The organism is Streptomyces rimosus, from assembly GCF_008704655.1.
Classification (GTDB): domain Bacteria; phylum Actinomycetota; class Actinomycetes; order Streptomycetales; family Streptomycetaceae; genus Streptomyces; species Streptomyces rimosus.
Map to the genome: position 1 here is coordinate 374,941 of NZ_CP023688.1, position 19,329 is coordinate 394,269.

The window sequence follows — 19,329 nt, forward strand, 5'->3', positions numbered from 1 at the left end:
AGAACCCGTTCCAGCCGAGGAGCTGCGATGACGAGCACCGAGCGGCCCGGAAACAGTGTGTACGCGCTGCTGTCCGACGGCACCACGGTCCGCATACGGCCCGCCTGCCCGGAGGACCGGGAACGGGTGCTGCGCCTGTTCACCGGCATGTCCCCGGAGAATCTGCGGCTGCGGTTCTTCACCGCGGGGCCCGGGTCCGCGGAGGCAGCCGCGGAACGCATCAGCTCCCCCGGCGCCCCGGGCGACCACGCTCTGCTCGCGCTGGTGGGTGACGAGGTCACCGGTACGGCGGAGTTCCACCGCTCCCCCGCCGACCGGGAGACGGCGGACATCGGGCTCGCGGTCGCCGACGCCTGGCACGGCCGCGGCATCGGGACCCTACTGCTGGAGCATCTGGTGCACGCCGCCCGCGCTGCCGGCATCCGCAGGTTCACCGCCGACGCCCTGACCGAGAACCACCTCATGCTCAAGGTGATCTCCGATCTCGGCCTGCGCACCGCGCGGCGCTTCCACGGCCCCGAGGTCCGCTGCACCATCGAACTCACCGAGGACGAGCCGTATCTGAGCGCGGTGGACGAACGCGGGCGCGCCGCCGGTGTCGCCAGCCTGGAGCCGCTGCTGCGGCCCGCCTCGGTCGTCGTGATCGGCGCCGGCCGGTCACCGTCATCGGTCGGCCGCGCACTCCTCGGCAACCTCCGGGCCCACGGCTTCACCGGACAGCTCGCCGCCGTCAACCCGCACGCCGACGCCATCGACGGCACACCCTGTCACCCGTCCGTCGGCCAACTCCCCTACGTCCCGGACCTGGCGGTCCTGGCCGTCCCCGCCACCGCCGTACCCGATGCCGCCGAACAGTGCGGCAAACACGGTGTGAAGGCCCTGGTCACCGTCGCCTCCGGACTCGACGACGGCCAGGCGGCGGAGCTGCTGGCCGCCTGCCGGCGCCACGGGATGCGGCTGGTGGGCCCCAACTGCCTGGGCCTGGCCAACACCGAGCAGACCGTACGGCTGGACGCGACCTTCGCCGCGGCACCACCCCGTGCGGGCACCGCCGGGGTCGCCGTGCAGTCCGGCGGGGTGGGCATCGCGCTGCTCGGCGCGCTGTCCCGGCTCGGCATCGGCGTGTCCTCCTTCGTCTCGCTCGGCGACAAGTACGACGTCAGCGGCAACGACCTGTTGCAGTGGTGGGAGAGCGACGGCGTCACCGATCTGGCGCTGCTGCACCTGGAGTCGTTCGGCAACCCGCGCGGCTTCTCCCGCACCGCGCGCCGGGTGGCCCGTACGGTGCCCGTCCTGACCGTGGACGCGGGCCGTTCGGAGGCCGGGCGCCGTGCCGCCGCCTCGCACACCTCCGCGATCGTCACTCCCACCATGACCCGCCGGGCCCTGTTCCAGCAGGCCGGGATCATCGCCACCGACAGCGTCGGTGATCTCGTCGCCACCGCCGCCCTGCTGCGTTCCCAGCCACTGCCGGCCGGTGCGCGCGTCGCCGTGGTCAGCAACGCGGGCGGCGCGGCCGTCCTGGCCGCCGACGCCTGTGCCGAAGCCGGACTGACGATCCCGGAGCTGCCGGGGCCGCTCATCGCCGACCTGCTCGGCGTGCTCCCGCCCACGGCCCGGGCCGTCAACCCGGTGGACACCACGGCCGCCGTCTCCGGGAAGCAGCTGGCGGCCTGCCTGGACCTGCTGGCCCGGCACGGCGCCGTGGACGCCGTAATCGTCGCGCTGGTCCCCACCGCCCTGTCCGCCGCGACCGGGGACGACCCGGCCAGGGCCCTCGTCCCGCCGTCCGGGACGAGGGCCCGGCCACTCGCCGCGGTCCTCCTCGACCAGGCCGAGCCCGTACGGCTGCTCCAAGGCGGTGCCGCCACCGTTCCGGCGTACGCCGAACCGTCGTCCGCCGCGCGGGCACTGGCCCGCGCCGTCTCGTACGCCCACTGGCGTGCCGAGCCGTCGGGCACGGTACCGGCCTTGGATGGCGTGGACAGCGCAACGGCCGCCGCGCTCGTGGCCGACTTCCTGGCCCGCAATCCAAACGGTGGCTGGGCCGGGCCCCAGTTGTGCGCGGCGCTGCTGGACGCGTACGGCATTCCGCAGTCGCCGTGGGCATGGGTCACCGGCCCCGACGCGGCGGCGGCCGCGGCCGAACGGCTCGGCGGCGGCCGGATGGCGCTCAAGGCGTACTGGCCCGGACTGCTGCACAAGACCGACGTGGGAGCGCTGCGCCTGGACCTGGAAGGACCGCGGAGCATCCGCGACGCGTACACGGAACTGGCCCGGAACTTCGCCGGTGTGATGACGGGGGCGGTGGTGCAGCCGATGGCCGCACGCGGCATCGAACTGGTCGCGGGCGTCGTCCAGGACCAGGTGTTCGGGCCCCTGGTGCTCTTCGGCCTCGGCGGCACCGCCACCGAGGTCCTGGCCGACCACGCCGCCCGCCTCGCGCCGCTCACCGACCTGGACGCGCACGCGCTGATCACCGCTCCCCGGTGCGCGCCCCTGCTGTTCGGCCACCGCACCGGCCGGACGGCGGACCTCGAAGGGCTCGAACAGCTGCTGCTGCGCCTGTCCCGGATGGCCTGCGACCTTCCCCAGCTGGCCGAGGCCGACCTCAATCCCGTACTCGTCCGGCCGGACGCCGTCCTGCCCCTGGACGTCCGTATCCGCCTGCTCCCGCACACCGCGCGGAACCCGTATCTGCGCCGGCTGCGCGCCCGCTGACCGGCTCCGCCCCAGGAGGCTGTGATGACCCGAGCATCAACCCCCTTCTCCCACCGGGTGATCGTCGGATTCGACGGCTCCGACCCTGCCGTACGCGCCCTCGACCACGCCACCGACGAGGCCGCCCGCCGCGGCACCGCACTGGAGATCATCTGCGGCTGGCCCTGGGGCAAGCACCCGCTGCCCGACTACGGCGTCACCGACGACACCGGCAAGCTCCTCTACAGCAGCGCCCGCCGCATGATGGACACCGCCATCGAACGCGTGCGGGCCCGCGCCGCCCAGGTGGCCGTCAGCGAGACCCTGACGACGGAGACGGCGGCGCGCGCCCTGCTGCGCTGCGGACGCGACGCCGCCCTCACCGTGGTCGGCACCCGCGGCCACGGCGGCTTCGCCGGACTGCTGCTGGGCTCGGTGAGCCTGCGCGTGGCGGCCCACTGCACCACGCCGCTCATGGTCGTACGCGGCGATCAGGACGCCGACGAGCACCACCGCGTCCTCATCGGCGTCGCATCCGACGCGGACACCGACGCCCTCCACTTCGCCTTCCGGGAAGCCAGGCGGCGCGGATGCGCCCTACGGGTGCTGCACGCCTGGCAGTCCCCCGCGGCACCCCATGGCTCCCACGCCGCGTCGTACCACCTGTCCCGGGACGAACTGGAGCAGCTGCGCAAGGGAGCCGAAACGGTTTCGCAGCACGCCGTCGCACCGCTGCGCGAGGCCTACCCGGACATCGACGTCCACCCGGACACGGTCTGCCTGGGCGCGGGCAAAGCCCTCGTGGAAGCGAGCCGGAACGCCGACGTGGCCGTACTGGCCGCCCACCGCCGCCCCCGTCACATCGGCCTGCAACTCGGCCCGGTCACCCACGCGATGCTGCACCACGCGCACTGCCCGGTCGTCCTCGTACCCGTTGGCTGAGCGGCGGGCCGTCCCGAGACACACCACGGAGCCGGAAGGAGCACAGAAGATGAAGCACCGGCTGATCGACCAGGTCATGAACCGGGACGTCGTCACCACGTCTCCCGAAGTGCCCTTCAAGGAGGTCGCCGACCTGCTGGCACGGCACGCCATCAGCGGAGTGCCCGTCGTGGACCGGGACGACAAGGTACTGGGCGTGGTCTCCGAGACCGACCTGATGTCCCACCAGGCCGCGCGGGACGACGACGCGCCGCGCCCGTGGTACGCGCTGCGCCGCCGCGCCAAGAGCGCCCGCGCGGCGCGGACGAAGGCCGGAGGCCGGACGGCCGGTGACCTGATGACCTCTCCCGCCGTCACCATCGGCCCCCGCCGGACCGTCGCCGAGGCCGCCCGGACCATGGCCGCGCACCGCGTCGAACGCCTCCCGGTGATCGACGAGGAGGGACGGCTCATGGGCATCGTCACCCGCAGCGACCTGCTCTCCGTCTTCCGCCGTCCCGACGGGGAGGTACGCGACGAGATCGTCGAGGACGTGCTCGTGCGCACGCTGTGGCTCGCCCCGCACACCATCGACGTGCGCGTCCTCGACGGCGTCGTCACCCTCACGGGCAAGCTTCAGCGCCGCAGCGAGGTCCCCATCGCGATTCGGCTGACCGGCCGCGTCGACGGCGTCGTGAGCGTCATCGACCACCTCTCCTACCAGGAGGACGACTCCCACCTGCGTCCCACCGAACAGGCCCTGCACGGCATCACCGAGGAATGGCTGCGGAAGATCTGACCGGCCCCATTTCTGGAAGGAGTTGAGCCCCATGACCGGACAACGCGTTCTCGTCGCCTACGGATCCCTGAACGGTGCGACGGCCGGCATCGCCGAGGAGATCGCGGCGATCCTCGAAAAGGACGGCCTGGCCGCCGAGGTCCGCTCGGCGGCGGACGTCGACGACCTGTCCGCGTACGACGCGGTCGTCCTCGGCGGCGGCCTGTACGCCGGCCGCTGGCAGCACGACGCCCGGCGCTTCGCCCGCAGGCTGAAGGCGCCGCTGCGGGAGCGCCCGGTGTGGTGCTTCAGCAGCGGCCCGCTCGATGCCTCCGCCACCCAGAAGGAGATCCCGCCGACCCGGGCGGTGCGGCGCGCCGTCTCCCGCATCGAGGCGCGCGGCCACACCACGTTCGGCGGCCGCCTCGACCCGCACCCCGAAGGGCGGCTCGCCCGCTCCATGGCCAAGCGGGGAATGGCCCACGACTGGCGGGACTTCGACCAGATCCGCGCCTGGGCACACACGGTCGCGACCGACCTGCGCAGGCAGTCGCGGGCTCCGGGAGACGCCGGACCGGCGGTGGACAAGCGGTGAGCCGCGGCCCCGGTGTCACGGTGCGAGGGCGTGGCGGATGCGCTGGCCCGCGGGCCCGACGGTGACATGCAGGTGCTGCCACTGGTCGCGAGTGACATCGGGGGGCCAGCCCAGGTCGGCGTAGGGGCGAGGAGTGCGCTGCGCACGGGTGCGCATGAATTCCACCGGGGCGACGAAGCGCCCGTGCGCCTGACCGACTCCGTCGGCTTCCAGACGCAGGAGAAGATCGTGGCCGAACGGGGTGTCCAGCGGCGCGAGCAGAAGGCCGCCGGGGCGCAGCTGGTCGAGCCAGGCCGGGGGGACCGTACGGACGGAGGCGGTGGCGAGGATGCGGTCGTACGGTGCGCGGGGCGGGTGGCCGTGCTCACCGTCCCCGGTGATGGCGTGCGGGCGCAGGCCGAGGGCGTGGAGACGGGTCCGGGCGTGGTGGGCGAGGCGGGCGTCGATTTCGAGCGTGGTGACGTGATCGGCGCCGGCCCGGTGGGCCAGCAGGGCGGTGGTGTAGCCGGTGCCGGTACCGATTTCGAGAACCGTGTGCCCGGGCTCGGGAGCGAGGTGGCGGAGCAGCTCGACCACGGCGCCAGGGGCGGAGATGCTGGAGGTGAAGGCCCCGTCGGCGGGCCCGGTGGGTGCTACGGAACCGTCGTCGATCTGTGTGATCAGCGGGACACCGGGCAGGTAGACGGCCTTCAGCCAGGCCCGGGGCTGCCGGACACGGTCGTACAGGCGATAACGCCCATCCTCACCACGGGCAGGCCACCACACCCGGTCCGGCACGAAGTGCTCCCTCGGCACGGTCAGAAACGCGTCCCGGAGCCAACCACAGCCGTTGAACCCGCGGGGGTGGTGGCTCATCTCCTCGGCACAGCGGACGCGCAGGTTCTCGGCGGTCAGCGGCATCGCGCGGCCGGCTAATCGTCGTCTTCGTCGGTGTCGTCAGGCTCAGGCATCGGGTTGCCCGGCTGCCCGGGACAGGAATACGGGCCGCCAACCTGGCCGTCACCCGCCTGCCGGTCGTCCTCTCCACCCGTCATCGTGTCTCCCCCTGCCGTTGCGTTGATCGTTGTCTCCACGGTAGACGGACCGTACGGGCAGCTCCTAGCCGCGCGTAAGAGCCACAGCAGGGCAGACCCCCCACAGCGCACGCCCCCACCGACATTCGCCGCAAGCCCCCCGCCCGCGCCCCGCTCGCCAGTCGTCATGAGCCATCACCGGACACGCTCACGCCCCCGGGCCACAAGCTTGCCGAGTTCCCACAGGAGCAGCAGGGCGACGGCGGGTACGAGGGCCCACGCGAAGTGCCGCAGGGCGAGTTCGGTGGTGCCCAGCAGGCGGTGGAAGAGGTCCATCTGGGTGACCGCGATGGCGAGGGCGAACTCGATGAGCAGCGCCCGGTTCATCTGCTTGCTGTCGAAACTGGCGATCGTCAGCGCGGTGCCGGTCTCGCTGCGGCATTCGAGTGCGGCCACGATCAGGCACAGGGCGAAGGCCGTGAACGCGATGGAGTTGCCGATGGGGAGGCTGTCGTAGAGCGACCGGCCGAGCTGGATCATGCAGAGCAGGCCGATGCTGATGACCAGTCCCGCCAGGCCGACCGTGACCATCACCCCCGGAGTGAGCACGGGCTCGCCGCGGGGCCGCGGCTTGCGGCCCATGAGGTCCGGGCTCTCCCGGTCGAAGCCGAGGGCGAAGCCGAAGGCGGCGTTGACGAAGAAGTGGATCCACAGGACCTGCGCTGCGGTGAACGGTTCACCGGCGGCGATGTTGAACAGGGCGGCGCCGAGGAACGTCAGGACGAAGACCACCAGCAGGACCAGGACGAAGCGGATGTACTTCGTGAGGTTGTCGTAGATCTTCCGGCCCTGCTCAACCGCGGAGACGATGCTGGCGAAGTTGTCGTCGGAAAGGATCATCTGACCGGCGTTCTTGGCCACTTCCGTACCGGAGCCCATGGCGATACCGACATCGGCGGCTTTGATCGCCGGGGCGTCGTTGACGCCGTCCCCCGTCATGGCCACCACGTCGCCCTTCTTCTTCAACGTATCCGCGAGCAGCACCTTGTGTTCGGGGGCGACCCGGCCGAGTACCCCGATGTGCTCTATGGCGGCCAGCCGGTCGGGCTCGGACAGGGCGGCGAAGTCGGCGCCGAGGACGGCGTCGCCTTCGATGCCGAGCTGTTCGGCGATGGCGGCGCCGGTGGTGACCTCGTCCCCGGTGACCATCCGGACGCGGATACGGGCCGCCTGCGCGGCGGCGACCGCGGCCCGGGATTCCTCCCGTGGCGGGTCGACCATCCCCACCAGGCTCGTCATCTGCAGCTCGGTGACGTACCCGAGGAGATCGCCGGACGGGTCGAACCCGGCCGGGTCCAGGTCGCGGACCGCGGCGGCCATCACGCGCTTGCCCTGCCGTGCCATGCGGTCCTGGTGCGCCTGTGCCCGTTCGCGCAGGTCGGCGTCCCACGGGAAGCTCAGGCCGTCGGAGAGGGCCGTTGCCGCGCGAGCCGTCACCGCCGGTGCCGCGCCCTTGACGAAGCACCGTACGACCGGCCGCCCGGCGGCATCGCTCGCCGCGTTGAACGTGGCCATCAGCTTGTACGTCGGGTCGAACGGCAGAGTCGCCAGCCGGGGCAGGCGCTCCCGGGTGGCGTCGATGTCCAGGCCGGCCTTGTGGCAGAGGACGACCAGCGCGCCTTCGGTGGGGTCGCCGACCACCTTGCCGCCGACGAGTGTGGCGTCGGAGGCGACCAGGTACGGCAGAACGGCCTGCTCGATGGAGTCCGAACTGCCCGCGGCGTGGTGCACCGTGCCTTCCAGACCGTAACCGCTGCCGGAGATGGTGTAGCGGTCCGTCGGCGTCAGCACCTCCACGGCCGTCACCTGGTTCATCGTCAGGGTGCCGGTCTTGTCGGAGTTGAGGGCCGAGGTGAACCCCAGCGTTTCCACCGAGGGCAGGTCCTTCACGATCGCGTGCCCCCTGGCAAGGTTGACGGCCCCGATCGAGAGGATGGTCTGCGCCACCGTGGGCAGCGCCTCCGGGATGGCCGCGATGGCCAGGGCGACGGCGCTCACGAAGAGCACGTCCCAGGCTTCGCCGCGGCTGCGCCCCAGGACGAACATCGCGATCATCGTCAGGCCGGCCGCCCCCGCGATCCACAGGGTGAGCCGGTCCAGCTCCTTGGTCAGCGGCGAGACCTCTTTGGGGGTGGCGGAAAGCATGCCGGAGATGGTCCCGAGTTCGGTGCCGGTTCCGGTGGCCGTGATGATGACGACGCCGCTGCCGTGCGTGACAGGGGTGTTCATGAAGGCCATGTTCGACTGATCGGCCGGTCCCGGCCGTTGGTCCGCCGACCCCGGCCCTTCGCCGGGCAGCGTCCGCGCTTCCTTGGCGACGGGCGCGCTCTCGCCCGTCAGCGCCGATTCGTCGATCTGCAGGGCGCTGGCCGCGATGATGCGGCCGTCCGCCGGCACCTCGCTCCCGGCCGAGAGGAGGACGACATCGCCGACCACCACCTGTTCGGCCGGGATCTCGGCTTCCCTCCCGTCCCGGCGTACCCGGGCGGTCGCCTTCATCATCGACTTGAGGGCGTTCATGGCGCTCTCGGCCTTGCCGGCCTGCCGCATGCCGATCACCGCGTTGATCACCGTCAGGACCAGCAGGATCCCGGCGGTCCCCCACTCCCTGATCAACAGGGACACCACGGCGGCGACGACCAGGATGATCTGCATGTAGCTGCGGTACTGGGCCAGGAACCGCCGCCATCCCGGCTCGGGCTCCTCGGCCGGCAACGTGTTCGGGCCATTGCGGTCCAGCAGTTCGGCGGCGCGCGCCGCGGACAGTCCCACAGCGGGGTCCACCCCGAAGGCCGCCGCGACCTCCTCCGGCGACCGCGCGTACCACCGCTCGGGCTCGACTGCCCGATGGTCCTGGGCACCTGTTTCCACAGCCATCGTGACTGCCTCCGCTCCGGTCGTCCCCGGGCTGCGCCCTACGCCTGCTCTTTGCGCCCGTCCTTCCCGTGGCGCTCGCGGTTCTTGCCGGCGACCGACGCCGCGTACGGATCCGCCGGTGCGCCCTTGGGCGCTTCCTTCTCCAGCTCCTTCTTGGCCCTGGCGAGTTCCAGGCGGGCCGGTTTGCTCATCTGCGGGTACTGCGGGTCGATGCCGATCAGCGTGTGCGCGAGCACGGCGGCCGCGCAGAGCCGCGCCAGCCACTTGCGGTCCGCGGGTACGACGTACCAAGGAGCCCAAGGGGTGCTGGTGGCGGAGAGCATCTGGGAGAAGGCCCGCTGGTAGGCGTCCCAGTGCGCGCGTTCGCGTACATCGGCCGCCGAGAACTTCCAGTTGCGCTCCGGCACGTCGATCCGCTTCAGGAACCGGACCCGCTGTTCCTCCTTCGACAGATTCAGCATCAGTTTGACGACTTTGAAGCCGTTCTCGGCGAGGTACCGCTCCCAGGCGTTGATCTCCCGGTAGCGGCGCGTCCACACCCCGCCGTCCCGTGTCGTCCCGGGCAGCCGCTGCCGGTGGAGGTTCTCCGGGTGCACCCGCACCACCAGGACCTCTTCGTAGTGCGACCGGTTGAAGATGGCGATCTCGCCGCGCCGGGGCAGCTGACGCGCGTAACGCCACAGGTAGTCGTGGTCGAGCTCTTCGGTGGAGGGCACCTTGAAGTTCGCCACCCGTACGCCCTGCGGGCTCAGCCCGCTCATCACATGGCGGATCGTCCCGTCCTTGCCGCCGGCGTCCAGCGCCTGCAGACACACCAGTACGCCCCAGGTCTGCTCGGCGGCCAGCCGCCGCTGGTACTCGGCCAGCAGCTCGATCCCCACCCGCAACAGCTCGACCCCGGTCGTCTTCTTCGCGATGCCCGCCCGGGAGCCGGGGTCGAAGTCCCGCGTCAGGTCCACCTCCGTGCCCGGAGGGATCCGCAGCTGTTCGATGAACGCCTCGATGCGTTCCGCTGTCGTGTCGGTCATCCGCGCTCGGCCCTTTCGGTGTGAGCGGGCCCACGAGCACCCGTCGCCCGCCCTGCCCCGTCACGCGCCGCCGGAACGGCGCAGCGGTCCTGTGCCGGAGCAGTCAACGAACTTCGCTTCGCCGGGCCCGGGGCAGCACACGGGCCCGGACACCGGCCCCGCCGACGGTAGGCCCCGCTGCCGCATGTCGCATCACCCGCTGCCCATTTCCGGGTCTTACGTCCATCAGTGACACGAGCCGCCGAGGTCCGGGGCGACAACTGTAGGACGAGGGTACGGCGGACCATCCGCTTGAGGAACACTGTCCGGCCGGCCTCCCCGTCGGACGCCGGCCACCGTTCACGAAGGCCCTGGCCGGGCTCCCCGGGCGACGGCCAGCCCCGTCAGCAGAGCCGTACGGGCGTCGAGTCCGTCCCACGTTCCGCGCCAGGCCAGCAGGGCGACCGCGGCGGTCGGGAACTTCTCCTCGACCTCCCGGACCCGCTGGCCGACTCCGTCACCGGCCGCCATCAGGATCGTGTCCCGCAGGCTCGGATTGTGGCCGATCACCAGTAACGTCGATACGTGGGCGGGCACTTCGTGCACGACGGCCAGGAGTTGCGGCACCGGCGGGTGGTACAGCCGCGGCTCGAAGCGCACCTGAGGCAGCCCCGCCAGTTCCGCCGCGGCCAGCTCCCACGTCTCCCTCGTACGGCGGGCCGTGGAGCACAGCACCAGGTCGGGCAGCCAGTCCTCCTTCGCCAGCAGACGCCCGGCGGCCCGCGCGTCCCGGCGGCCACGCCCGGACAGCGGCCGCTCGTGGTCCGCCGTCCCCGGGGGACGGGCGGCTTTGGCGTGGCGCAACAACAGCAAGCGCCGCAGGGGCGAGATCGTCACACCGGGACACCTCACGTCGAGAGTGCCGTAGCCCTGGAAGTTCTGTCCGGCTGGTCCTGATGGGACGCGTCCTGGCGTCGGGCCGGTGCGCGAAGGCGCGGGCCGTGGCGGTCGGGAGCGTCGGAGCACTGCGGGTGCGCAGCACACAGTACCCGGAGCCCGCGCGCGTCGATCCTGCCGGAGGTGTCGCCTCACGTCTTTCGGACAGCCGTCGGGCCTCCGCGCGCCGCGCCCTCGCGCCGTGTACTCACCTTCTACGGGGGATGCCGCCCGACCCGGTCCGCTGCTCAATGGCGGGGAACTCCTACCGAGGGAGACCGCATGACGACCGAGACCGGCCCCATACAGCTGCTGACGATCGCGTTCGGCCCGGACGCGACGTTCGAGGGGCGGATCGTCGAGGAGCTGGACGAGCTCATGGCCGCCGGCCAGATCCTCGTGCTGGACCTGCTGGTCGTACAGAAGCAGGCCGGCGGTGACCTCGTCTCCGTCGGCTATCAGGCGGAAGGCATGGGCGACACGGTCAGCGCGCTGCTCGGACTGGGTCCGGGCGGCTTGCGGGAAGCGGAGGCCGCGTTCCCGTCGCTGGCACCGGGGCGCGCCTTCGGCCTCACCCCGGACGACGTCCGGGAGCTCGCCGACGAACTGGAGCCGGGTACCACAGCAGGTTTCCTGCTGTTCGAACACCGATGGGCGAGGAAGCTGAGGCGCGCGGTCCGCGAGCAGGGAGGCGTGCCCGTGGCCGAGGGGTTCCTCACCGAAGAAGCCCTCGCCCCCATCGCCGCCGAACTGCTCGCGACCGCATCGCGGTTGGAGGACGAGGCGGAGGACAAAGCAGCGGAAGAGGCCGACCCCCGTAAGGGCCAGGCGTGAAATCCCGGTACTGCACGCGGACCTGAACACCGCCGCCTTTTGGCCCGTCCTGCTCTTGGCCCGTCCTGTTAGGGCTCCCTCCACGCGGGAGCCCTACGGTCGCAGCCGACGGACCCGGGACCGCGTCCGTACAGATCCGTACGCCGGTCACCCGCCCCACCGCAACGAGCCCGCAGAGAAAGGCGAGGAACCATGAGCGGTTCCGTCACCCTCGCGTACGACTACCCGCTGTTCGGCGTTTTCTGGACCACGTTCTGGCTCTTCATGTGGATTCTGTGGTTCTTCCTGCTCTTCCGCGTCATCGGCGACATCTTCCGCGACGACCAGCTGAACGGTTGGCTCAAAACGGGCTGGATCATTTTTGTGATCGTGCTGCCCTTCCTCGGTGTCTTCCTCTACGTCCTCGCCCGGGGCCGTGGCATGGGCCGGCGCGAAGCGAGCAGGGCGCAGGCCCAGCAGGAGGCGTTCGACGCGTACGTACGCCGGACCGCGGCGAAGGACGCGCCCCGCACCACCCAGGCCGACGAGCTGACGAAGCTGTCCCAGCTCAGGGAGCGCGGCGACATCTCGGAGGAGGAGTTCCAGCGGGCGAAGGGCAAGGTCCTGCACTGACTTCCGTGGTGGACGCGGTCGTCGTGCTGTCCTCGTGGGGTCTTCCGGACGGAGGTAGCCATGGCGGGAGACGGGTCAGGGACACCGGATGGTCCGCTGCCACCTGCGGATGATGCGGACGCGGGTGCGGACTCGGGTGCGGACGCGGCAGCGGCCGAAGGTTCCGGCCCGCCGTCGCCACCGTCATCGTCATCGCCGCCGCCGAAGTCCGGTAAGCGCCGGAGACTGTTCTCCGTAACCCTTCCCGGGTGCTGGGGTGCGCTCCTCTTCGCCTGCCTGTCCTTCACCCCGTCGCTGCTTCCGCGCGGCGGCCTCCTCCAGGGCCTGATCTGCGGTATCAACGCGGCCCTCGGCTACGCGGCCGGAGTGCTCGCCGCGTGGGTGTGGCGCGCCTTCGCCGACCGGGGGCCGCGGCGCCCGCGGCCCAGGTCCTGGACCGTTTTCTCCATCAGCGCGGTCGTCCTCTTCGGCCTCTCCTTCGGCTTCGGGCAGTACTGGCAGTACCAGATCCGCCGGCTGATGGGGGTGACCGACTACAACGTCCCGCTCGCCGTGGTGTCACCCCTCATCGCGGCCCTGGTCTTCTCCCTCCTCCTGCTGATCGCGCGCGGCGTCCGCGGCCTGTACCGTCGGCTCGTACGCCTGCTCAAGCGGTGGATCGGGCCGCGCGCCGCGTCCGCCGTCGGCTGGACCGCGGTCGCCGCACTCGTCTGGGCCATCGTCACCGGACTGCTGCTCGACGGCCTCGTCGGCCTCGCCAACGACACTTTCTCGCTGCGCGACACGACGACCGAGGAGGGGGCGCACCGGCCCACGACGACCCTGCGCTCCGGCGGGCCGGGCTCGCTCGTACCGTGGGACTCGCTGGGCCTGCAAGGACGCAACTTCACCGGCACCGGCCCCTCGGCTGCCGCCATCGGAAAGTTCACCGGCCGCCCGGCGACGGAACCGATCCGGGCCTACGCCGGACTGGCGTCATCCGACGACACCGAGGCCCGCGCCGCCCAGGCGGTCGCCGACCTGACCCGTCAGGGCGGCTTCCGGCGCAAGAACCTGCTCGTGGTGACGACGACCGGAAGCGGCTGGGTCGACCCCGCCGCGGTGGACTCCTTCGAGTACCTCAGCGGCGGCGACTCCGCCACCGTCGCGATCCAGTACTCCTACCTCCCGTCGTGGCTGTCCTACCTGGTCGACCAGACCAAGGCCCGCGAGGCGGGCCGTGCCCTCTTCGACGCCGTCTACGACACCTGGTCGAAGCTGCCGTCCGGCCAGCGACCGCGGCTGTTCGTCGCCGGGGAGAGCCTGGGGTCCTTCGGCGGCGAGACCGCGTTCAGCGGGGAGTACGACCTGAGCAACCGCACCGCGGGCACCCTGTTCGCCGGCCCGCCGGCCTTCAACACGCTGTTCCGGGAGTTCAGCGACCGCCGTGACGCCGGCAGCCCCGAGGTACAGCCCGTGTACAAGGACGGCCGTACCGTACGGTTCGCCAACGACCCGGCCGCGGAGATCCCGCCGGCGGACCGCCCCTGGAACGGAAGCCGCGTCCTCTACCTCATGCACCCGTCCGACCCGATCGTCTGGTGGAGCCCGCACCTCGTCTACAGCGAACCGGACTGGATCGGCCAGCACCCGGGCGACGACGTGCTGGAACAGATGGTGTGGCTGCCGTTCGTCACCTTCTGGCAGATCACCGCGGACCTCCCGTTCGCCGCCGACGTCCCGAGAGGCCACGGCCACACCTACACCACCGAATACGTGGACGCGTGGAACGCCGTGATGCGACCCCCGGACATCACGCCACAGGACCTCGGCCGCCTGAAGGACATCATCGCGCCTGAGAAGTAACCGCCCCCTCACCGCAGCAGGAAGCCAACCAGGTAGCCGAACGCATTGACCGCCCAGTGCAGCCCCATGGGCGCCAGCAGACTTCCGCTACGGCGGCGCAGCTCGCAGAAGAGCACACCCGCCGCCCCGGTGAACAGCACCGCCGCCACCACCGCGATCACCGCACCGGCCACGGAACGGCCGAACAGCGGCGTCAGAGCGGGCTTGTCGACCGCCAGCCCCAGCGAAGGCAGCACATGCCACACCCCGAACAACACACTCGACACAACCGTCGCCCACACCGCGCCCCGCGCCCGACGCACCAACCCATACAGCACGCCCCGAAAGGCGATCTCCTCCAACAACACCGTGCCGACCGGCACCGCCACCAGAACACGCAACGCCACCTGACCGCCGGTAAGCCCGCCATACCGCTCATCCGCGAACAGCCCGCGGGTGACCGGCAGCAGTGCGGCCACCGCGTACCCCACACCAACCAGCCCGATCAACACCACCGCCCAGAGAGCCCCACGCTTCAGCGTCGCCGCGCCCATCCCAGCGTCCGCCCAAGTCCCTCCGGACCGAAACAGCACCCCCAACAGCAACACACTGAACACAACGGCAGTCAGCACCCCGAACCCCGGCGCCCACCGATTGTTGACCACATTGGCAATCACCAGCACGGCCACGGTGAAACCCACTGCTGCACCGGTGCTCATCGGCCGCGACGCACGCACGGCGTCACCGGCCGAGCCGACTTTCTTCCGACTCACGGCATGGTCCTTGATGAGGTTGCCGGTCGAATGGTGCGGTCGTTGTGTGCATTCTGCAGCTGCGGGGTGCGGCGGTCGAGGGCTTGCGAACAGCGGGCCGACCGATGCCACTCGGCGCGGAACGCTCAACTGCGGGCGTGATGGTCCAGCAAGCGGGTCAACAGCTGTACGAACTGGTCGCGTTCGGTGGGGCTCAATGGGGCGAGCAGCAGGTCATGGAGGTCGTCGAGGACCTTGTCGAGGTGGTGCAGCCGGCGGCGGCCCCGGGCGGAGATCGTGATGATGTTGCGGCGCCGGTCCTCGGGGTCGGGGGTCCGCTCGACGAGGCCGCGTTCGGTCAGTTCGTTGAGTACGCCGACCATGTCGCTGCAGTAGATGCCGGTGCGCCGGCTCAGTGCCGCTTGGCTGCCCGGCCCGTGTTCGAGCAGTGAGGCGAGGACCGCGTAGTGCCATTTGCGGGCGTCGGCCTCGGCCAGTCCCTCGGTGATCAGCCGGTCCGACCGTACGGTGAGCTGTGACAGCAGTCGGCTCGCGCGCCGGCGCAGTCTGTCGGGCGTCCGGGGCGCGCCGTCGTCGGGTATGTCCGCGGCTTCGGCTCTGATCATGGCGCCATCCTACCCATTGCGTTAGTCCGCCTAACGATGTACGTTCACACGCGCCAAACCGTTAGAGCGACAAATGAAGTTGGAGTGCGCTCCAAGGAAGGAAGACTTTGCCCACCAAGACGCTGCAGATTCCCACCGCCGACGGCCGGTCGGACGCTTTCGCCGCCTTTCCCGACCGTGACGGGCGGCACCCGGGGGTGCTGCTGTACATGGACGCCTTCGGACTGCGGCCCGAGCTGGAGAACAAGGCCCGCGAACTGGCCGAGCACGGGTACTACGTACTCGTCCCCAACCTCTACTACCGGCACGGCCCTTCTCCGGTGGTCGAACTTCCCGACCACATCGGGGAAGAGAACCGGTCCGCGGTCTTCGCGCAGCTGATGCCGCTGGTCGAGGGGCTCACCACCGACCTGGTCCTGCGCGACGCCGACGCCTACCTCGACTTCCTCGCCGCCCAGCCCGAGGTCAGTGCCGGGCCGGTCGGCACGATCGGCTACTGCATGGGCGCCGCCCTGGCGATGCGTACCGCAACGGCGCACCCCGGCCAGGTGGCCGCCGTCGCCGGATTCCACCCCGGCTTCCTGGTCACGGACGCACCCGACAGCCCGCACCGCCTCGCCCACCGGCTCACGGCCCAAGTCCACATCGGCCTCGCCGAAGGCGACCTGACACCGGAGGCCCTGAGCGAACTCAACCAGGCCCTGGATGCCGCGGGCGTCGACTACACCACCGAGATCTACCCCGACACCGTCCACGGTTTCACCATGTCCGACACCTCCGCTTACAGCCCCTCCGCCCTACAGCGCCACTGGGACCGTCTGCTGCCTCTCCTCGATCGCACGCTGACAGCCGGCTGAGAATTCGGCGGCGCCGAAGAGGGTGAAGGGTGCGGTGCGGGCAGGCTTACGCCTCGAATACGCCGTTGCCGTCCGGTACACCGGCTTCGCGAAGGCGCCAGCGTGGCCACGTCCGCCACCCGTGGCCCTACGCGCTCCCGCTCTCCTTGTGCCCACGGCTGTCGCAGGGCAGGGCGGTGCCGGGGGCGTCGGTGTGGAAGTCGCGGGTGGTCTGGTGTTCGACGTCGGTGATGGCGGTGGGGGCGACGGTGATGGCGCCGCCGAAGGGCCGCTCGGCGTCGTGGACGAGCAGCAGGGTGGCGGTGAGCAGGGCGGTGGCCATGGCCAGGGTGGCGAGCTGGGGACGGTTGTGGCGTCTGGGGATGCACAGGCACAGGGAGATCACGGTGATGGAGAGCAGGACGAGCATGAACCAGTAGATCGCCGCGGGGACCGCCGCGGTCGACTCCGTCAGCCGTGCCTGGCGGGCCTTGGCCCGGGTGTCGTCCGCTCCGACGAGCATGCCGAAGGCGCCTTGGTCCGTGCCAATGTCCTTGAAGGCGGCACGCAGGTCGGCGGTCCAGACGCTGGGCACCGGGGAGCCGTGGCCGTCGGCCATGGTCGGCCATTCGTAGTGGCGTACCGCGCGGGTGTAGCAGACGACGTCGGCCTGCACCCGACGGCGCTGTGCGGCGTTGGGGAGGAAGTCCGCCGTCTCCGCGAGGTGGTCGGCGGCGTTGGCCTCGTTGTGCACGGCCTCCTCGGCCCTGTTGTAGGAGCCGGCGGCGGTGGCCAGGACGAAGGCGAGGATCAGTACGGTCAGGGTCTGTACCGGGCTGATCAGGTCCCGTACCGACAACCCTTCGTCGTCGGCGTCGGTGTCGTTGCGGCGCAGGAAGTGGTGGGCGGTCAGGCCGAGGGCCAGGGCAACGGCGGCCACCACGATGGTGACGATCATGAGTGCGTCTCCGGGAGCGGGGTCAGGGCTCGACGCCGGCGGTTTCTTTCGCGTTGCCTTTGCCTGACCACGGCGACCGGCATACGGGATCGCCCACCCGGCCATCCGTACGAGCGACGCTTTCGGAGCGCCTGGAGGTACCGGTCCCGGTGCGGCGCCGGGAGGGCCAGGCGACCGGCCGGCGGTGTGCTGCTGTCTGCCGGTCGAAATCGGGGCACCGGGCCGTACGTCAGCTCCCGGCGCTCTGGCCGCCGTCGACGTGCAGGATCTCCCCGGTGACGAAGGTGGCGTTCTCCAGGTACAGGACCGCGTCGACGATGTCGCCGGGTGCGCCCATCCGGCCGACCGGGAGCAGGCCGCTGAGGGCCGCGTGTTCTTCCTCCCGGTGCATCGGGGTGTTGATGACGCCCGGCGAGACGGCGTTGACGCGGATGCCGCGTGTCGCGTATTCGATGGCCAGCGACTTGGTGGCGGACTGCAGGCCGCCCTTGGTCAGCGAGGTGAGTACGGAGGGCACGCGGGAGTCGGCGTTGTCGACCAGGCTGGAGGTGAGGGTGACGATGTGGCCGCCGCCCAGCGCGAGCATGTGCCGGACGACCGACCGGGTGAGGTGGAAGAAGCCGGTCACGTTCACCCCGATCACCGAGGCGAACTCCTCCGGGGTGTAGTCGGTGAACGGCTTGGCGAGGAAGAGGCCCGCGTTGTTGACCAGGGTGTCGATACGGCCGAACCGCTGCACGCCCGCGGCGACGACCCGTTCGGCGGTCGCGGGGTCGGCGATGTCCCCGCGGACGGCGATGACGTCCGGGGCGCGGGACGCGGAGATGGTGCGCGAGGTGGCCACCACGCCGTATCCGAGCTTGCGGTAGGCGGCGACCAGCGCGGCGCCGATGCCCTGCGACGCCCCGGTGATGACGGCGGCCTTCTGCCCCTGTGCGTTCATGACGCGCCTCCGGACCGGAACCGGCTCAGCACCCGCTCGGCCTCGCCCATCATCTCCCGGACGATGTCCCCGGCGGGCCGCACCCCGTGGACGAGGCCGACGCCCTGCCCCATCAGCCAGGGCATCTCCTCCCAGTCGGCCTCCGTGCCGGGCACCGGCGGGAACACGTTGAACTTGCGCAGCACCATCCGTTCGCCCTGGAAGACCGTGGTGCCGACCTCCTCCAGGGCGTGGCGGTCGGCCGGCACCTCGTCCAGCCGGTCGTGCCACTGGGCCACCACGCGGTCGCGTTGCACCCGCATCGGGTTGAAGTCCGGCCATTCGGGGCCGAACACCGCCGTACGGACCGTGTCCTCCCCCCGGGAGGCGATCAGCCGCCGGTGGTGCTCGGGATGCACCTGCGCCTGTGGCGAGGCGAGGAGCCGGGTGCCCACCCACACGCCGTCGGCGCCCAGGCACAGGGCCGCCGCCACCTGGCGCCCGTCGGTGATCCCGCCCGCGGCCAGGACCAGCGCCCGCTCCCCCACGGCGTCCACGACGGCGGGCACACCGACCATGGTGGGCAGGCCGCCGTAGTTGTGCCCGCCCGCCTCCCAGCCCTGGGCGACGACGACCTCCACCCCGTCCGCCACGGCGCACTCGGCCGCCTCCGCGGAGCCGACCTGCTCCCACACCGACACCCCGGCCGCGCGCAGCCGCCCGATCTGCTCGGCCGGCGGGTGCCCCCAGTGGTACGAGACGATCGGAACCCGCTCCTCCACGCAGACGCGGACGTGCTCGGCGTTGTCGAAGTAGGTGATCAGGTTGACGTGGAACGGCGCTTCCCCCACGTCCGCGCGGATCTCGTGGATGAGCTCCCGGAGGTGGTCCGGGTGCATGAGCGCGGCCCCCACCGCGCCGATGCCGCCCGCGGTGGTGACGGCGACCGCCAGATCGGCGGTCCCGCCCGCGAAGGCCATCCCGGCGCAGGCGAACGGATACGGAACGGCGAACCTTTCGGTGAACCTGGTGGACAGCACCCCCATGACGGCCCCCTCGCGCCTTTCGGGCAAGCGGA

At 71.2% G+C, this 19,329-nt stretch carries 17 protein-coding genes; 8 read left to right on the forward strand and 9 right to left on the reverse strand.

What is annotated here, in order from left to right:
• The first annotated feature begins 27 nt into the window (after positions 1-27).
• Genes CP984_RS01535 through CP984_RS01550 form a run of 4 tightly spaced genes read left to right on the forward strand, consistent with a single transcriptional unit; the run spans position 28 to position 4,994 of the window.
• Positions 28-2,721, forward strand: a complete 2,694-nt coding sequence (locus CP984_RS01535) for a bifunctional acetate--CoA ligase family protein/GNAT family N-acetyltransferase (protein WP_003980524.1) — start codon at positions 28-30, stop codon at positions 2,719-2,721.
• 24 nt (positions 2,722-2,745) lie between these two features.
• Positions 2,746-3,642, forward strand: a complete 897-nt coding sequence (locus CP984_RS01540) for a universal stress protein (RefSeq protein ID WP_003980523.1) — start codon at positions 2,746-2,748, stop codon at positions 3,640-3,642.
• 49 nt (positions 3,643-3,691) lie between these two features.
• The gene (locus tag CP984_RS01545; protein ID WP_003980522.1) at positions 3,692-4,420 is read left to right on the forward strand and encodes a CBS domain-containing protein; all 729 of its coding nucleotides are present in this window, start codon (positions 3,692-3,694) and stop codon (positions 4,418-4,420) included.
• A gap of 31 nt (positions 4,421-4,451) precedes the next feature.
• On the forward strand, positions 4,452-4,994 hold the full coding sequence (locus CP984_RS01550) for a flavodoxin domain-containing protein (RefSeq protein WP_003980521.1): 543 nt from the start codon (positions 4,452-4,454) through the stop codon (positions 4,992-4,994).
• Positions 4,995-5,009: 15 nt separating this feature from the next.
• Here CP984_RS01550 and CP984_RS01555 read toward each other — a convergent pair whose 3' ends face one another.
• The 4 genes from CP984_RS01555 to CP984_RS01570 all read right to left on the reverse strand — a co-directional run bounded on the left by CP984_RS01555 (position 5,010) and on the right by CP984_RS01570 (position 10,848).
• Positions 5,010-5,894, reverse strand: a complete 885-nt coding sequence (locus CP984_RS01555; RefSeq protein WP_003980520.1) for a methyltransferase domain-containing protein — start codon at positions 5,892-5,894, stop codon at positions 5,010-5,012.
• A 308-nt stretch (positions 5,895-6,202) separates the two neighbouring features.
• Positions 6,203-8,944 (reverse strand): cation-translocating P-type ATPase, encoded by a 2,742-nt coding sequence (locus CP984_RS01560; protein WP_003980519.1) that lies wholly within the window; start codon positions 8,942-8,944, stop codon positions 6,203-6,205.
• A gap of 38 nt (positions 8,945-8,982) precedes the next feature.
• A complete protein-coding gene (locus CP984_RS01565) occupies positions 8,983-9,972 on the reverse strand; it encodes a polyphosphate kinase 2 family protein (protein ID WP_003980518.1) in 990 nt (329 codons plus the stop codon).
• A gap of 339 nt (positions 9,973-10,311) precedes the next feature.
• Positions 10,312-10,848 (reverse strand): SixA phosphatase family protein, encoded by a 537-nt coding sequence (locus CP984_RS01570; RefSeq protein WP_003980517.1) that lies wholly within the window; start codon positions 10,846-10,848, stop codon positions 10,312-10,314.
• 321 nt (positions 10,849-11,169) lie between these two features.
• On the opposite strand from CP984_RS01570, the gene CP984_RS01575 reads away from it, so the two are divergent.
• From CP984_RS01575 to CP984_RS01585, 3 genes are all read left to right on the forward strand, one after another.
• Positions 11,170-11,721, forward strand: a complete 552-nt coding sequence (locus CP984_RS01575) for a hypothetical protein (RefSeq protein WP_003980516.1) — start codon at positions 11,170-11,172, stop codon at positions 11,719-11,721.
• Between the two features lie 192 nt (positions 11,722-11,913).
• Positions 11,914-12,333: an SHOCT domain-containing protein gene (locus CP984_RS01580; RefSeq protein ID WP_003980515.1), complete on the forward strand. Its 420-nt coding sequence runs from the start codon at positions 11,914-11,916 to the stop codon at positions 12,331-12,333.
• Between the two features lie 60 nt (positions 12,334-12,393).
• Positions 12,394-14,178 carry an alpha/beta hydrolase gene (locus CP984_RS01585; RefSeq protein WP_078575818.1) on the forward strand — a complete coding sequence of 595 codons (1,785 nt, stop codon included), beginning with the start codon at positions 12,394-12,396 and terminating at the stop codon, positions 14,176-14,178.
• Positions 14,179-14,186: 8 nt separating this feature from the next.
• Here CP984_RS01585 and CP984_RS01590 read toward each other — a convergent pair whose 3' ends face one another.
• Together CP984_RS01590 and CP984_RS01595 are read right to left on the reverse strand one after the other, a co-directional pair.
• Positions 14,187-14,930 (reverse strand): CPBP family intramembrane glutamic endopeptidase, encoded by a 744-nt coding sequence (locus tag CP984_RS01590; protein ID WP_226048587.1) that lies wholly within the window; start codon positions 14,928-14,930, stop codon positions 14,187-14,189.
• Between the two features lie 125 nt (positions 14,931-15,055).
• Positions 15,056-15,535, reverse strand: a complete 480-nt coding sequence (locus CP984_RS01595; protein WP_003980512.1) for a MarR family winged helix-turn-helix transcriptional regulator — start codon at positions 15,533-15,535, stop codon at positions 15,056-15,058.
• Positions 15,536-15,642: 107 nt separating this feature from the next.
• Here CP984_RS01595 and CP984_RS01600 point away from each other — a divergent pair, with 107 nt between their 5' ends.
• Positions 15,643-16,392: a dienelactone hydrolase family protein gene (locus tag CP984_RS01600; RefSeq protein WP_003980511.1), complete on the forward strand. Its 750-nt coding sequence runs from the start codon at positions 15,643-15,645 to the stop codon at positions 16,390-16,392.
• A gap of 127 nt (positions 16,393-16,519) precedes the next feature.
• On the opposite strand, the gene CP984_RS01605 is transcribed toward CP984_RS01600, so the two are convergent.
• From CP984_RS01605 to CP984_RS01615, 3 genes are all read right to left on the reverse strand, one after another.
• The gene (locus CP984_RS01605; RefSeq protein ID WP_003980510.1) at positions 16,520-17,329 is read right to left on the reverse strand and encodes a bestrophin-like domain; all 810 of its coding nucleotides are present in this window, start codon (positions 17,327-17,329) and stop codon (positions 16,520-16,522) included.
• A gap of 229 nt (positions 17,330-17,558) precedes the next feature.
• Entirely contained in the window at positions 17,559-18,272 is a 714-nt protein-coding gene (locus CP984_RS01610) for an SDR family NAD(P)-dependent oxidoreductase (RefSeq protein WP_003980509.1), read from the reverse strand.
• Positions 18,269-19,297, reverse strand: a complete 1,029-nt coding sequence (locus CP984_RS01615; protein ID WP_003980508.1) for an NAD(P)H-dependent flavin oxidoreductase — start codon at positions 19,295-19,297, stop codon at positions 18,269-18,271. The genes CP984_RS01610 and CP984_RS01615 overlap by 4 nt, the downstream gene beginning before the upstream one ends.
• Between the last annotated feature and the right edge of the window lie 32 nt (positions 19,298-19,329).